This is a genomic window from Corynebacterium sanguinis (assembly GCF_007641235.1).
Lineage (GTDB): Bacteria > Actinomycetota > Actinomycetes > Mycobacteriales > Mycobacteriaceae > Corynebacterium > Corynebacterium sanguinis.
In genome coordinates, this window is record NZ_CP038157.1 from 870,165 (window position 1) to 884,589 (window position 14,425).

Consider the following 14,425-nt stretch of genomic DNA (forward strand, 5'->3'; position numbering starts at 1 on the left):
CCAAGGTTACCTTTTGCCAGGGTGCTTTAATCCGGGTAGAGATGAATCAGTGAACTCCATTAGCCGTAGCCTTCTTGTCGCCCTCGCGTTGTTGTCCGCGGTCGGCCCCTTCGGCATCGACATGTACCTGCCGGGGTTGCCGACCCTACAGGAGGACCTGGGAACGACCCCGGCGATGGCGCAGTTGACCATCACCGGCTTCATGCTGGGTATGGCGGTGGGCAACCTGCTATTCGGAGCCTTATCCGACAGCACGGGCCGCAAACGCCCGATCATGATCGCCTCGGTGTGTTTCTTCGCGGCGTCGGTGCTGTGCGCTATCGCCCCGTCTATCGAGCTGCTCGTCGCCGCCCGTGTGATCCAGGGCCTTGCCGGCGGTTCGATGATGGTGGTCGCGCGCGCCGTGGTTCCCGATATCGCGCGCGGCCGCGAAGCTGCGCGGATGTTCTCCGCGCTCATGGCGATTACCGGTTTCGTGCCGGCGATCGCGCCAGTGATCGGTGGTGTGCTGCTGCCGGCCGTGGGGTGGCGCGGCATTTTCTGGGCCTTAGTGGTCCTCAACGCCGTGCAAACGCTCGTGGCCTTCCGCGTCGTGCCGGAAACCCTGCCGCCGCAGATGCGCTCGTCCAGGGCGTTGCGCGGGTTGTTTCCCCGCATCGCGCGCTGCCTGGCCCGCCCCGCGTTCGTCGGCTACATGCTGGCCTCGGGCCTGGGCTTCGGCGCGCTGTTTTCCTACATTTCGGGCTCGCCGCTGGTGATGCAGCGCCAGCTCGGCGTCTCCCCCACGGCCTTCGCGGTGATCTTCGGCTCCATGGCCATGCTGATCCCGCTGTCGAACGCGATGAACATGCGCGTGGTCACGCGCACCGACCCGCGCCGGGCTCTCATCGCCGCGTTGCTTATCGACGCCCTCGCCGGCGCCCTCCTCGTCCCCCAGGCGCTGTCCAACCCGACGCTGGTCCTCGTCGTCCCCACGCTGGCGGTTCTGTCGCTCATGGCCGGGTTTATCATGGCCAACGCCACGGCGCTGGGCGTGGACTCGGTGCGCGACATCGGCGCGGGCGCGGGGAGCGGCGCGATGGGGTTCTTCCAGTACGTGGTGGCCGGTGCGATCCCGCCGCTGGTCGCGCTGGGAACAAACCCCATGCTGGCGATGGGTATTTCCATCATCGCGTGCTCCGGCATCGCGCTGGTGGCGCTGGCGACCCTGACGCGCCGGGCGGAGTAGTTAGGGTAGCTCGTCGGCCGCGGTGGGATAGGCGCTTTGTGTGCCGCGGCGGGTGGTAGACAGCGCTGCGACGCGGGATGCGTACGCGGAGGCGTCGACAAGCGAAGCTCCGTGGGCGAGGCGGGCGGCGATCGCGCCGACGAAGGCGTCGCCCGCGCCGGTGGTATCGATGGCCTCGACCCGCGGGGCGGGGATCGGCGTGATCGTGTCGCCGTGGCCGACAACGGCACCTCCCGCGCCGCGGGTGATCACGACGGAGGCAAAACCCTGCGCGAGCAGCACCGCCGCCTTCTCCTCCTCCGTGGCGGGAGGCTGCAGCTCGCCGAGCTGGGTGAGAATCAGCCCCGCTTCGTGCTCGTTGGCCACCAAGGGATCGGCCCGCAGCAGGTCGGCGCGCTCGACGTCGATGACGGGCGCGAGGTTGACCACCACGCGGCCGGTGGCGAGTTGGACCGCGGCGGAAAACCCGCTCGCCGGGATCTCGCCCTGTACGACGACCACCTCGGCACCCTCGACTGCACCGCGCCGGGCGTCGACAAAGCCTCCGTCTACCTGCGCGTTTGCCCCGCTGACGACGACGATGGTGTTCTCGCCGCTGCTGTCGACGGTGATCACGGCAAGGCCCGTCGGCCCGTCGACCGCGGACACGTCGCTGAGCTCCACCCCCGACGTGCGCAGGTACTTGAGTGCTTCCTCGGCGTAGGCGTCGGTGCCGACCGCTCCAACCATGCACACCTGCGTGCCCAGTTTGGCGCAGGCCACGGCCTGGTTGGCCCCCTTGCCGCCCGCCGAGACCTCCCCACCGCTGCCCAGCAGAGTCTCACCGGGGCGCGGGTGGCGGTCGACCTCAACGACCAGATCGGCGTTGATCGATCCTACGACAGTGACAGTTGCCATGCCCGCCAACTTAGATAATTCGCCGCTCGCGAGCCTTATCGACGGCCGCAGTGCGGTTGTCCACCCCCAACTTGGAATAGATGTGGATCAGGTGCGTCTTCACCGTCGCCTCGGAAATAAACAGTGAGCTGGCGATTTCCCTGTTCGGCGCGCCCGTTTGCAGCGCCTGCAAAATCTCGATCTCGCGGGTGGACAGTGCCTCGTCGGGGTGCATGACGCGCTCGGCGAGCACGCCGGCGATTTGCGGCGAAAGAACCCGCTGGCCGGCCGCCGCTTGCAGGATCGCGGCGTGCAGCTCCGCTTCGGGGGCATCCTTGAGCATGTAACCGAGCGCCCCGGCCTCCACAGCGGCCAGCACGTCAGCCTGGGCGTCGTAGGTGGTCAGGATGAGCACCGGGGGCCCGCCCGCGGCGACGAGGCGGCGGGTGACCTCGATGCCGTCGATTTCGGGCATCTGGATGTCGGTGACTACGAGGTCGACGCCCTCGGGCATTTCGTCGATCGCGGCACCGGACGCGCCCTCGGCTACGACGTGGACGTCGCCGAAGGAGTCGAGCACCGCGCGAAGGCCGGCGCGGACGATGGGGTGGTCGTCGATAAGCATGACCCTGATCATGGCTAGCGCTCCTTAACCGGCAGCGTGGCGGCAAGCACGTTGCCCTCGATGGTGAGCTTTCCCCCGGCTTCGCGCAGGCGTTCGCGCAGCCCACGCAGGCCGAAGCCCTCTTCGCCGGTGATGCCGCGGCCGTTGTCGTAGACGTCGACGGTGGCCTGGTCGCCCAGCCTATCCACCGTGACCACGGCCTGGGTCGCGCCTGCGTGGCGCACGATGTTGCTCAAGCCCTCGCGCACAACGCGCTCGACGACGTTCGCGGCGGGTTCGGGCAGGTCAACCACGTTGACGCGCACCTCAATGTGCGATCCGAGCGCGCGCTGGCGTTGCTGCGCAGCATCAGCGAGCCGCTCGACGCGTACCGGCAGCGGCTCGAGCGGGCCAGCGTCGCCCGCGACGATGCGCCGCGCCTCCGTCAGGCTGTCGGCGGCCGTGGAGCGGATAGTGTTGAGCGTCTCGCGCGCCGAGGCGGTATCCCCGAGCTGCTTGTCCAACGCCCTGCCGAGCAGGACGATCGAGCTTAGACCCTGAGCGATGGTGTCGTGGACCTCCCTCGACATCCGGGCGCGCTCGGCGGAAACACCCGCGGAGTGCTCCGCGGCGGCGAGCTCCATCTGCGCGGCCTGCAGGTCCACTACCAGCTGCTTGTAGTGGTCCGCCTCGCGACGCAGTGCGGAGTAGGAATGGTATATCAGCAGCGCCATGGCAGTGCCGATCGTCGGCCCGACGATGCCACCGACGCCGCTTTCCGGGGCGGTGACAGTGAGCGTGCAGCCCAGGATCACCGCGGAGATGAGCAACCCTGGAACGACGGGAAACAGGTAGCTCACCAGGATGACCAGCGGAAATTCCAGCCAGACGAAGGTGGGGGAGACCCACGTTAGAGCCACCCACAGGGCGGTAATCACGGCCAGCCATGCCCACGCAGCCGCCAGCGGGTAGGGCTTGCCCTCGTTGTGGTAGACGGTGCCCACAAGGTAGACCACGGCAAACAGCGCGCCCAAGCACAGCGCAGCGACGTTCATGCCCTCCTGCAGCGCACCGGCGAGCCCGACCGCCAGCAGCACCGCGACCAGCACGTGCAGGCTGACGCGCAAAAAGACGAGGATCCGGTTGGTGTTGCTCACGGTTTCCCACAGTAGCCTGCGCGGGTGCTGCGAGAACGGGGGAGTAGGCCGTGGTCCGGGCTCGGCTGTTGCAAAGAATCCATGGTTGTTCGGATAGCGTCGAGTTTTCGGAAGTACCCGCCCGTTCACCATCGCCGCGGCGCCCTGCCAGGCCACCGCGCACTATGCACTGCGCAATTTACGCGCACAGGCTTTTCGCGACCTGGGGTTTTGCCGTCTCAACTCGCTAAATTGCGCAGTCCAAACTGCGCTGTTATGTCGCAGGACATGGGTAGGGCGAGGCCACGGATACACCGCCGTCACGTCGCGTACTAGGGCAGAGCCTGTAAGCCGTGTCCTCCACAACCCACCCACAAGTCACCAAGCTGCCTAACCGCAATCAACCGATCGGTTGATTCAAGGTTCAACCGCGCTGACGATGTGTAAAAGCCCTGTTCAAGGCCATACTTGAGCCATGTTCGTAGGAATCAGAGAAATCAAAGGCGCCCTTGGCCGCTTCAGCCTCATCGTCGGTGTGGTCGGACTGATTACGTTGCTCGTCGTCATGCTGACGGGGCTCACCGCGGGCCTGGGCAAGCAAAACACATCCGCGCTCGAAGCGCTCGACCCCCAATCCGTCACCTTCAACGACATGGACGAACCGTCCTACTCCACCTCCCGTATCCCCGCCGACGAGGTCCCGGCCGGCTCCACGCCGCTGGGCACCGGGCAGACGATGCTCACAACCGAAGACGGCACTGAAATCTCCGCCGCGGTGCTCGGACTGCCCAAGGGAACGGTGCTGCCCACCGGCGTGACCCTGGGCGACACCGCCGTCGCCTCCAGCTCCCTTGGTCTGACCGAGGGGGAGGAGATTGGCGTCGGCGGGGCGTCGATTAGCGTCGACGAAACCGCAGATGACCTGTACTATTCGCACTCGCCGGTGCTGTGGGTGCCCACTGAGACCTGGCAGGCGGCGATGCACACCGAGGCCGCTGGCACGGTGCTGCTCAACAGCGATGATTCGGGCATGAGCGTGAGGGAGTCCTTCAACGCGCTTCCGGCGTACGGTTCCGAGCAGGGCTCCCTGAAACTGATCCAGGGCTTCCTCTACGCCATTGCAGCGCTGGTCACGGTGGCCTTCCTCACGGTGTGGACCATCCAGCGCACCCGCGACCTGTCGATCCTGCGCGCACTCGGCGCATCGAGCGCCTACCTGCGTAAAGACGCCCTCGGCCAGGCCGCGCTCATCCTCGCGGTCGGTGTCATCGGCGGCGGGATCATCGCCCTGGGGCTCGGGCTGGCCGCCGCGCAGGTCGCCCCGTTCAGCCTGAGCGTGCTCAGCATCATCGGCCCGCAGCTGGCTCTGTGGGTGCTCGGCATGGCCGGCGCCTGGCTGGCCACTCGCTCCATCACCAAAATTGACCCGCAGCAAGCACTTGGAGGTATCGCTTAAATGCTCACCATCGAAAACGTAACCGTTACTTTCCCCGACGGTGAGCGCACGCTCACCGCACTGGACAACGTATCCTTCAGCGCCCAGCCAGGAGAACTCACCTTCATCGTCGGCGAGTCTGGCTCCGGCAAGTCCACGCTGCTCTCTGCTGCGGCCGGCCTGATCACGCCCGATTCGGGCACGGTGTTGGTGAGCGGCTCCCCGGTCTCCGACAAGATCCGTCTGGAGAAGATTGGCATGATCTTCCAGCAGGCCAACCTGATCAAGGCACTCAACGTCCGCGAGCAGCTGCTGGTCACCGACCACATGCGGGGGATCTCCCCGCGCGCCGATCGCGCCGAAGAGCTCCTTGCCGTCGTCGGCCTCGAGGGCCTGGGCGGCCGCCGCATGGAGCAGCTCTCCGGCGGTCAACGCCAGCGCGTGGGCATCGCCCGCGCCCTAATGGGTGAGCCGGAGCTCGTGCTTGCCGACGAACCCACCGCCGCGCTCGACTCCGAGCGCAGCCACGAGATTGTCACCCTCCTGCGCACCCTCGTGGAGCAAAACAACATCGCCTGCGCGTTTGTCACCCACGACCGCTCCCTCATCTCGGAGCGCGACCGCGTTGTCGAGGTCAAGGACGGGCGAATCGTGGACCTTGCGGGTGTGCCGGCGAATTAGTGGAGGATAACCTCAGCGTTGTTGCCGCCCGTGCAGGTGATGATGCCTGCGCCGTTATCCCGACAGCTCATGGAATACGTTTGGCCGGTGGTGGGGCTGTGGGCCTCGACGGACCGCGGAAGATAATCCCGAATGTTTTCGGTGCTGGGGACCCCCTTTGTCATGGCGTCGAGGACGCTAAAGCCGAATGGGCAGCTGGTATTCTCATTCACCGCCAATTCGGAGATTCCCCACCCATCACCCGAACTGCAGACGGTGACGGCTTGGCCGTTGAAATTCGCGGGGGTCCCGGGTTGCTCAGAGAACCCCCGGTCGGCGGAAGCTTCAGGGGAGGGCTCCGCGGGGACGGTGTGCACCGCTGTAGGGACTGATGCCGAGGTGACCAGGGTCGACGTCACAACCAAAGTCGAAGGTTGCGGATCAGCTGGAGTGGGTGAGGAGCATGCAGCCACGCCGAGGGCGACAAGGGCACTAAATGCTCCGGCAACGCAAGCGCGACGTGACATCTCAGGACCTTTCCGTGTGCTTCCTCGAGCGTGAATGCTACCGCAAGATCGGTCGGGACCACAGGGAGACGGTGAGGCCGGCCAAGCTGGCCGAGACTGCGGTGACAACGAGCGTTCCAGCGAGCACTCCGGCATCGACGGCCGCGGCTCCCAGCGCGGACCCGGCGGCGATGCCGACCTGGAACGTGACCACGTAGATCGCGGAGGCTCGGTCCTGGTTCGGCCCGCCGGCGATGAGGAACACGGTGGTAGCGACCGTCGGCAAGGCGCCTGCGGCAAGGCCCAGAAAAGCGATCGAGCTAAACGCCGCAGTGACAGAGCCTGGCCCGGCAGTGGAAAGGGCGATAAGGCCGAGTGCCGCGGCAAGGACCATGAGCACCGTCGGTACGACGTTGAGCCGAATTGGGCGCAAGTCAACGCGCCGGCCCGCCCACAGCACCCCCACGATGCCGATGAGCCCGTAAATCGCCAAACCGACAGGCACCCACTGGCGTCCCGAGGTGGTCTCCACGAACAGTCCGAGGTAGGTGTAGGTGGTAAACAGCGCGGTGACCGCGAGGCCCAAATACGCAATCAGCGAGGGGATCGCCGAGCGCGAGGGTTTCTCCGCCGTGGTATCCGGCTCAATCGCGGGCATGGACGGCAGCGTGGCGACAAGCACCACAAAAGAGGCGATGACGAGCGATCCCAGCGACCAGGTCGCCCCGCGCCACCCGATGAGATCGCCGATGAACGCCACCGACGGTGAACCCGCAACCAGCGCCATCGTCGACCCCATCGACACCACGGCCACGGCTTGGCCGGTGTGGCCCTTGCCGCCGAGGCGCGCGGCCATCGGGTTGACCAGCGACCAGAACAACCCGTGCGTTAGTGCCGCCGTCACGCGCGCGATGACCAACACGGCGTAGTTCGGCGCGATGGCCTGCAGGACCACGCCCGTGAGCAGGAATCCGAGGGTGGCGATGTAGAGCGGGCGGCGGTTGAAGCGGCGCGTGTAGTGCATCAGCGGAATGGTCACTACGGCCACGATGCCTGCGTAGACCGACATGAGCAGCCCGATCTGGCCTTCGGAGACGCGCAGGTCGGCGGCCATCGGGGTGATCAGGCCGACAGTGAAGGTCTCGAAGGTCACGTAGACGAACGCCGCAAAGCCCATTGCTGACAGGGGCACGATATTTCTCACCCGCACACACTAACGCAGCGCGCTGTGGTGTGCCGGGGTGGAGGCACATTCGGGTTGTCGACCCGTGTGGGCGTTAGTGCGGTCAGGTGGCAGGGTGAAGATCCGGAATCCGTGTCGTGTGAGGCACCCATATTGCGCTGAGATCTTCAAGGTGCGCCGAGGTTATCGGCCTCCAGCTTCATTGGTAGCAGGCGCTTGTAAAATGCAGCTTCCCGACAAGCTAATCGGGCCGCGACATGAAGGCGAAGCTGACCTGGCTAATGAATGAGCGGGGGAGTTCTTCCTCGTCTGCAAGTAGGAGGTCTTCCCACAGGCGCGAGACGGAGGTTGGGGGGCGATGGGTTCGTCGAGGCTGCGTAGCGCGGTGGCGTAGCTGTAGAGGCCCCACTCGTCTTCGACGAGCGAATCATCGCTCTGAGCACGCAAATCGGACAGGAGGTTTTCACGGGCGAGTTCGCTCGATTCTGGCACTTCTTCGTTGGCGATGAGGTAGACCCGCGTGAACTGTTTGACGCGTTCGATGCGCTCCAGGTAGCGCTCGTAGCAGCGTCGCAGGTCTTCTTTCCGTGCGAGGAAGTAGGTGCGTGTTAGTGTCACTTCGCCAGCTGTCACTTTGGATTCGAGTGTGCTTCCTACCACCGACATTGAATGGTTGAACACTCTGCCCGCCGTAGAGTCCCTCTCAGTGGCGCAGAAACACGCTCTTGTGGCGATGCGAAACGGCGAGGACGTCTCAAACTCGGATTACCGGTCGCGCTTCCCGATGGATTCGGTCGAGGCACGCGATGAGCTGCAGGAGCTCGTGCGTTTCGGCTTGGCGCACGTGACCGGCTCTGGGCGAGGAACCAAGTACGTTCTAGGGAGACAGTTGAATGAGCAGCGAGGTATAGTCTCGAGGGCCGAAACGGCCGCGCACGCTCGGCCTAAGGATCGGGAGGCGGTGCGCGCGGCATTACAGGAGTTGCGTGAGCCGAGTCGTCGATCCGCGATCGCCCAAGCAGTCGGTGTTACGGAAAACCAAACGTACCGAGCATTGCAACAATTGATCCAAGAGGGTGAAGTAACGTCCGAGAAGGATCCCGCAGACAAGCGCGCTTTCCTTTATGCTCTGGTTGATTTCACGTAGATTGCATTTGCATTGCATTTCACTCTGTAAGTCGCCGCAAATGCATCTCGCAATCTCCACCCACGCGAACCCACTACCTTGGAGGCTATGAAGCTCGACATCGACACGGTCCGCACCACCTTCTTCGACGCCCTGCGCGCCCACGGCATGAGCGAGGAGCAGGCAGAGTCCTCGGCTGGCGTGTTTCTCGACGCCGAACTCGCTGGCAAGCCAAGCCACGGCGCGTTTCACCTGCTCACGTACCTCTCCGCGCTGGATAACAGCAGCATCAACGGCCAAGCTAACCCCACTGCGACGGCGTGCGGCAGCGTGCTAGCCATTGACGCCGACGACGGGCTGGCACAGTTCGCGCTGGAAAAGCACCGCGACCAGCTCCTCGACATCGCGCGCACGAACGGTGTCGCCGTCGCCGCGGTTGGTAAGACCTATACCACCGGGGAGCTCGGGTGGTATGCGCGCTTTTTTGCTCGCCACGGGCTGATCAGCTTGACCACGACGAACTCACCCGCCCTGGTCACGCTCAACGCCTCGGGCGAGCGCGTCGTCGGCACAAACCCTGTGACATTCGGAATCCCCGAGGCCATGGTGGTGGATCAGGCCGCGACGCCGGCGGCGTTTATGCGGGTGCGCCAGCACGCCGAGCGCGGGGAGCCGCTGCCGCAGGGGTGGGCCGTTGACGCCGCGGGCCGGCCAACGGACGATGCCAGTGTCGCTGTCGACGAGGGTGCGCTGCTGCCCAATGGGGGCCACCGCGGCGGGAACCTCGCGCTCGTGTTTGAAATGCTGGCGATGTTGGCGGGCGGGGAGTCGTCGAAAAGCGCTGCGAATAGGGGTGATGAGCCACCGCGCGTGGGGCTGTTCGCGCTGGTCATCGACCCGGACTTTTTCGGAGCGGGTGCCCTCGGACGCCTGCAGGCACACCTCGCGACGCTCGCCGACGAGCACGAGGTCTACATCCCGGGCCGCACCCGTCCCGCTCCCGCCGAGCTTGACATCGACGATGCGACCTGGGAAAAGCTAGCTTAACTTCGCCGTCGCCGCCCGAATGCGGCGAGCAATGTCGCTTGCCGACGTCTGCGCGACGCCAAACTCCGTCCGAGCAGCGAGCGCCGCAGCCTCCCCGTGCACGAGCACGGACTCGTGCAGGCGCTCGACCCCGTCGCGTGCAATCCGCGCGCCCATGATGCCGGCGAGCACATCGCCGGAGCCGGGGGTCGCGGCCCAGGACGAGCCGGTATCAACGACCTCGGCTGGGCCGTCGGGGTACGCAATGATGGTGGCGCGACCCTTGCGAACCACAGTGCAGCCCATCGCTTCGGCGAGCTCTCGGGTCCCGTGGAGGCGGTCTGTCTCGTTCAGTTCTAGTGTCTGTCGCAGTCGTGCGAACTCGCCATCGTGGGGGGTCACAACTGTAGGGTTCCCCCTTGAGAGTACATGTTGTCGCAGGTGGGCGTGCTTTTCCAGCAGTGTCAGCCCGTCGGCGTCGATAAGCACCGGCAGCTGCGTGCCCAGAATGTGCTCGAGGTCGCGCGCGGCCTCGGCGTCGGTGCCTGCGCCGGGGCCGAACACCCAGGCCTGGACGCGCCCGGCGCTGTCGATCGAGTCCGTGGCGACGACCTCAGGGTGTGCGCGCACGACTTCCAGCGCCTGCGGGCCCGCGTAGCGCACCATGCCCGGCGTGGCAGCGACAGCGCCGGCGGTGCACAGGATCGCCGCGCCGGGGTAGGTGCCGCTGCCCGCCCGGATACCGACAACCCCGCCGGTGTACTTGTCGTCGTAGAAGCCGGGCTCGGAGGTTCCGAGAGTTGGGGCGCCGAGCTGGGTGATGCCGTCTGGCCAGGCAGTTTCGGGGCCGCTCGCGCGGTAGATCGGTGTGCCGGGGGAGGTCGCGAGCTGCGCGGCGAGACCGCCGATGTCGGCGAGGAGCTGGACGCCGCACTCTGGTGCCAGTGCGTGGGCGAGGCGCCACCCGCCGAAGGTGATTGTGTAATCGGCGGTGAGGTGATTGGCGCCGCGCTCACCGGTGTCGGCGCTGATCCCGCTGGGCACGTCGATGGAGAGGATCGGGGCATTAAAAGACAGCGTCCACGGCAGGTCGCCGGCGCCACCGAGTCCGAGGATGCCGTCGATGACCAGGTCGTAGTCGCCTTCTAAACTGTCGACGAGGGCGCCGCCGGCGTTGCGGAATGCCTCCAGCGCGCGTGACTGGGCGGTATCGAAAGCTAGCCATGCGTCGACCTTGCACCCGGACATCGCGAGCTCGGCGCCGGCGTAGAGTGCGTCGCCGCCGTTGCCGCCCTTGCCTACGAGCAGCACAACCCTGCCCTTGGCAGCTAACTCCCGCGCGACCCTGAACACCTGGTGCGCGGCGGCTTGCATCAGCTGGTTGGGGTGCTCCTGCGCGTCGAGCAGGGGCGCTTCCGCGGCGCGGATCTGGTCAGCGGTGTAGGCGAGGTTGCTCATGAGGCCACTGTAGGTGGGGTAGTGACAAATGTTGCAGGGATCGCACTCTGTTTCGGTGTTCCCCCAGGTCAGATTCCGGGGCGAGCAACATCTGTCACACTCGGAGGTGGCGTAGTGACAATAGTTGCAAAGATGGCGCATCATTGGGGAGTTTCCCCAGGTCAGATTCCGGGGCGAGCAACATCTGTCACACCCAAGGGGGGCGTACAGTCGAACCCATGGGTATTTCGGAAGTTCTCATCATCCTTCTCACCATCGCCGCCGTCATCGCGATCCCTGCGCTGCCCATCGCCATCGCGGTGCTGCTCTACAGAATCTACAAGCAGGGACAATAGCGTCACCTACCCCTGGCATTTGGGGCACCAGAACAGGTTGCGCCCCTCCACTTTGCGCACCGCGATCGGCTCGCCGCACACAAAACAGGGCTCGCCCGTGCGTCGGTAGACGTACACTTCCCCGCCGTGGTCGTCCTTGCGCGGGTCGCGCCCCATCGCTTCGGGGGTATGTTCGTCGCGCACGGTATCGATCCGGCCATGCTCGACGCCGTAGCGCATCAGCGAAACCAGATCCGCCCAGACCGCGTCGAAGTCCTCGCGGGCCAGCTGACATCCCGGCACAAAGGGGGAGACGCCCTGGCGGAAGAGGGCCTCGGCGCGGTAGATGTTGCCCACACCGGCGAAGAGCTTTTGGTCCATCATGAGCGAGCCAATCGTGCGTTTCGACGCCCCCACGCGTGCGAATAGGGCGTCGGGTGAGGCGTCGTCACGCAGCGGGTCCTCTCCTGTGCGATCGAGGATTGCCTGCATTTCGGCGGGGGAGACGTAGCGGCAAAATTGTGGTCCGCGAAGGTTCGCGGCCACGTCGCCTGCGACGATGCGCAGGCGGATCTGGCCCCACACGTCACGCGCCGGCTCGAAGCGCAAGCTGCCGATCAGGCCCAGGTGAATGTAGACAATGTGCCCGGTCGAGAAGCAGATAAACAGGTGCTTGCCGTGGGCTTCGGCCAGGGTGAGCGAGGAGGCGTCGATAGGCGAGGCATCGAAGCGGCCCTGCGGGGAGGACACAGACAGCGGCCCGCCGCGGAACCCGGAGTTCAGGTGCGCGGCGAGCCGGTGTATGACGTGGCCTTCGGGCATTCGAGCCAGTTTAGTGGTCGATGGGCTCCGCCGTGACCACGACGCCGTCGGCGTCGGCGTAGAGGAAGTGCCCCGGGTGGAACACGACGCCGCCGAAGGTGACCTGGACGTTGACCTCGCCCGCGCCATCCTTGTTCGACTTGCGCGGGTTCGTGCCCAGCGCCTTGCAGCCGAACGGCATCTTCGCAACCTCAGCAGAGTCGCGGATTGCGCCGTTGATGACAACGCCCGCCCAGCCGTTGTCCACGCCAGCCTGGGCGATCATGTCACCCATCAGCGCGGTGTGCAGCCCGCCGTGGCCGTCAACGACGAGGACGCGGCCGTTGCCGGGGGAGTTCAGCGTCTTCTTCACCAGTCCGTTGTCCTGGAAGCACTTAATGGTGACGATCTCTCCACAGAACTCGGTGTGGCCGCCGTAGTTGGTGAATTGGGTGTCGCAGCTTGCGAGCTGCTCCTGGTCGCCGTAGAGATCGGCGATATCTGCTGTTGCCATGCATGAGGGCATTGGAAAACTCTCCTTTCAATCGTTGCGGGAAAGCAAAAGAGGGGAAGCCCTTGTCCAGGCTTCCCCTCTCTTACGTGCTCTTTCCTAGCGGATGACTAGAACTGAGACTCCTCGGTGGAGCCCTTCAGGGCTGCGGTGGAGGTGTTCGGGTCGACCGTGGTGGCGATGGAGTCGAAGTAGCCAGCGCCAACCTCGCGCTGGTGCTTGACGGCGGTGAAGCCGCGCTCCTCGGCAGCCTTGAACTCGCGGTTCTGCAGGTCGACGAAGGCGGTCATGCCCTCGCGTGCGTAGCCGTGAGCCAGGTCGAACATGCCGTAGTTGAGGGAGTGGAAGCCAGCCAGGGTGATGAACTGGAAGGCGAAGCCCATGGCGCCGAGCTCCTTCTGGAACTTCGCGATCTCCTCCGGGGAGAGGTGCGCGGACCAGTTGAAGGACGGGGAGCAGTTGTAGGCGAGCAGCTGATCCGGGAACTCGGCCTTGACAGCCTCGGAGAACTTCTTGGCCAGCTCGAGATCCGGGGTGCCGGTTTCCATCCAAATCAGGTCAGCGTAGGGAGCGTAGCTCTTCGCACGGGCGATGCAGGGCTCGATGCCGTTCTTGACGTAGTAGTAACCCTCAGCGGACTTCTCACCGGTCAGGAACTGCTGGTCACGCTCGTCAACGTCGGAGGTGATCAGGGTTGCGGCCTCAGCGTCGGTACGGGCGATGACAACCGTCGGGGTGTTGGCAACGTCGGCAGCCAGGCGAGCGGAGGTCAAGGTGCGGATGTGCTGCTGCGTCGGGATGAGAACCTTGCCACCGAGGTGGCCGCACTTCTTCTCGGAAGCGAGCTGGTCCTCCCAGTGGGTACCAGCGGCACCCGCTGCGATCATGGCCTTCTGCAGCTCGTAAACGTTCAGAGCGCCACCGAAGCCGGCCTCGCCGTCGGCGACGACCGGGACAACCCAGTTGTCGACGGAGTCGTCGCCCTCGACGCGGGCGATCTCGTCGGCGCGCAGCATTGCGTTGTTAACGCGGCGAACGACGTTCGGAACGGAGTTGGCCGGGTACAGGGACTGGTCCGGGTAGGTGTGGCCGGAGAGGTTGGCGTCACCTGCGACCTGCCAGCCGGAAAGGTAGATGGCCTTGAGGCCACCGCGGACCTGCTGCACAGCCTGGTTACCGGTCAGAGCGCCGAGAGCGTGGATGTACTTGCCATCGCCCTGGTTGACACCCTCCCAGAGGATCTCAGCGCCGCGCTTTGCCAGCGTGTGCTCCTCGACGACGGTGCCCTGCAGCTTCTCAACCTGCTCGGCGGTGTAGTCGCGCTGGACGCCGGCCCAACGGGGGTTCTCGTCCCAGTCCTTCTGGATCTCTGCTGCGGTACGTGCCTTGCCGGTGTTGGTGGTCATACTTGCCCCTTTCAATGGGAAAGATTGTGTTTCTGCGAGCCGATCCCGCCGTCTGTGAATTGAGACACTAAGCGGGTGACGTTGTAACCAGTATTGCTGTGGGGGTGATCTTCGTCAATATCTCTCCTGTGTTAGCTTTCGCACGGGGGGACGGG

The 14,425-nt window shown here is 65.3% G+C and carries 14 protein-coding genes; 5 read left to right on the forward strand and 9 right to left on the reverse strand.

Annotation, left to right across the window (positions count from 1 at the left end; translation table 11 throughout):
* Positions 1-49: 49 nt before the first annotated feature.
* Positions 50-1,228 (forward strand): multidrug effflux MFS transporter, encoded by a 1,179-nt coding sequence (locus E3227_RS04330; RefSeq protein ID WP_246062760.1) that lies wholly within the window; start codon positions 50-52, stop codon positions 1,226-1,228.
* On the opposite strand, the gene E3227_RS04335 is transcribed toward E3227_RS04330, so the two are convergent.
* The 3 genes from E3227_RS04335 to E3227_RS04345 are packed head-to-tail and all read right to left on the reverse strand — an operon-like array spanning position 1,229 to position 3,865.
* Positions 1,229-2,125 carry a ribokinase gene (locus tag E3227_RS04335; protein ID WP_144317668.1) on the reverse strand — a complete coding sequence of 299 codons (897 nt, stop codon included), beginning with the start codon at positions 2,123-2,125 and terminating at the stop codon, positions 1,229-1,231.
* A gap of 10 nt (positions 2,126-2,135) precedes the next feature.
* Entirely contained in the window at positions 2,136-2,741 is a 606-nt protein-coding gene (locus E3227_RS04340) for a response regulator (protein WP_144317669.1), read from the reverse strand.
* A 2-nt stretch (positions 2,742-2,743) separates the two neighbouring features.
* On the reverse strand, positions 2,744-3,865 hold the full coding sequence (locus tag E3227_RS04345; RefSeq protein WP_144317670.1) for a sensor histidine kinase: 1,122 nt from the start codon (positions 3,863-3,865) through the stop codon (positions 2,744-2,746).
* A 454-nt stretch (positions 3,866-4,319) separates the two neighbouring features.
* Here E3227_RS04345 and E3227_RS04350 point away from each other — a divergent pair, with 454 nt between their 5' ends.
* Together E3227_RS04350 and E3227_RS04355 are read left to right on the forward strand one after the other, a co-directional pair.
* Positions 4,320-5,300 (forward strand): FtsX-like permease family protein, encoded by a 981-nt coding sequence (locus E3227_RS04350; RefSeq protein ID WP_144317671.1) that lies wholly within the window; start codon positions 4,320-4,322, stop codon positions 5,298-5,300.
* Positions 5,301-5,960: an ABC transporter ATP-binding protein gene (locus tag E3227_RS04355; RefSeq protein WP_144317672.1), complete on the forward strand. Its 660-nt coding sequence runs from the start codon at positions 5,301-5,303 to the stop codon at positions 5,958-5,960.
* 543 nt (positions 5,961-6,503) lie between these two features.
* On the opposite strand, the gene E3227_RS04365 is transcribed toward E3227_RS04355, so the two are convergent.
* Positions 6,504-7,622 (reverse strand): MFS transporter, encoded by a 1,119-nt coding sequence (locus E3227_RS04365; protein ID WP_144318591.1) that lies wholly within the window; start codon positions 7,620-7,622, stop codon positions 6,504-6,506.
* 189 nt (positions 7,623-7,811) lie between these two features.
* Positions 7,812-8,261 carry a hypothetical protein gene (locus tag E3227_RS04370; RefSeq protein ID WP_144317673.1) on the reverse strand — a complete coding sequence of 150 codons (450 nt, stop codon included), beginning with the start codon at positions 8,259-8,261 and terminating at the stop codon, positions 7,812-7,814.
* A gap of 73 nt (positions 8,262-8,334) precedes the next feature.
* Between E3227_RS04370 and E3227_RS04375 the strand changes: the two genes are divergently transcribed.
* Both E3227_RS04375 and E3227_RS04380 read left to right on the forward strand, forming a co-directional pair.
* Complete coding sequence (locus tag E3227_RS04375) at positions 8,335-8,775, forward strand: hypothetical protein (RefSeq protein WP_211346251.1); 441 nt, start codon at positions 8,335-8,337, stop codon at positions 8,773-8,775.
* A gap of 87 nt (positions 8,776-8,862) precedes the next feature.
* Positions 8,863-9,801, forward strand: coding sequence for an Ldh family oxidoreductase (locus tag E3227_RS04380; RefSeq protein WP_144317674.1), 939 nt, complete (start codon positions 8,863-8,865; stop codon positions 9,799-9,801).
* Here the strand turns inward: E3227_RS04380 and E3227_RS04385 are convergent.
* The 4 genes from E3227_RS04385 to aceA form a co-directional block, all read right to left on the reverse strand.
* A complete protein-coding gene (locus tag E3227_RS04385; protein WP_144317675.1) occupies positions 9,793-11,238 on the reverse strand; it encodes a bifunctional ADP-dependent NAD(P)H-hydrate dehydratase/NAD(P)H-hydrate epimerase in 1,446 nt (481 codons plus the stop codon). The two genes, E3227_RS04380 and E3227_RS04385, sit on opposite strands and share 9 nt — an antisense overlap.
* A 341-nt stretch (positions 11,239-11,579) precedes the next feature.
* Positions 11,580-12,374: an Fpg/Nei family DNA glycosylase gene (locus tag E3227_RS04390; RefSeq protein WP_144317676.1), complete on the reverse strand. Its 795-nt coding sequence runs from the start codon at positions 12,372-12,374 to the stop codon at positions 11,580-11,582.
* Between the two features lie 10 nt (positions 12,375-12,384).
* Positions 12,385-12,867: a ribonuclease E activity regulator RraA gene (gene rraA, locus E3227_RS04395; protein ID WP_006841269.1), complete on the reverse strand. Its 483-nt coding sequence runs from the start codon at positions 12,865-12,867 to the stop codon at positions 12,385-12,387.
* Between the two features lie 107 nt (positions 12,868-12,974).
* Positions 12,975-14,270 (reverse strand): isocitrate lyase, encoded by a 1,296-nt coding sequence (gene aceA, locus E3227_RS04400; protein WP_006841268.1) that lies wholly within the window; start codon positions 14,268-14,270, stop codon positions 12,975-12,977.
* Between the last annotated feature and the right edge of the window lie 155 nt (positions 14,271-14,425).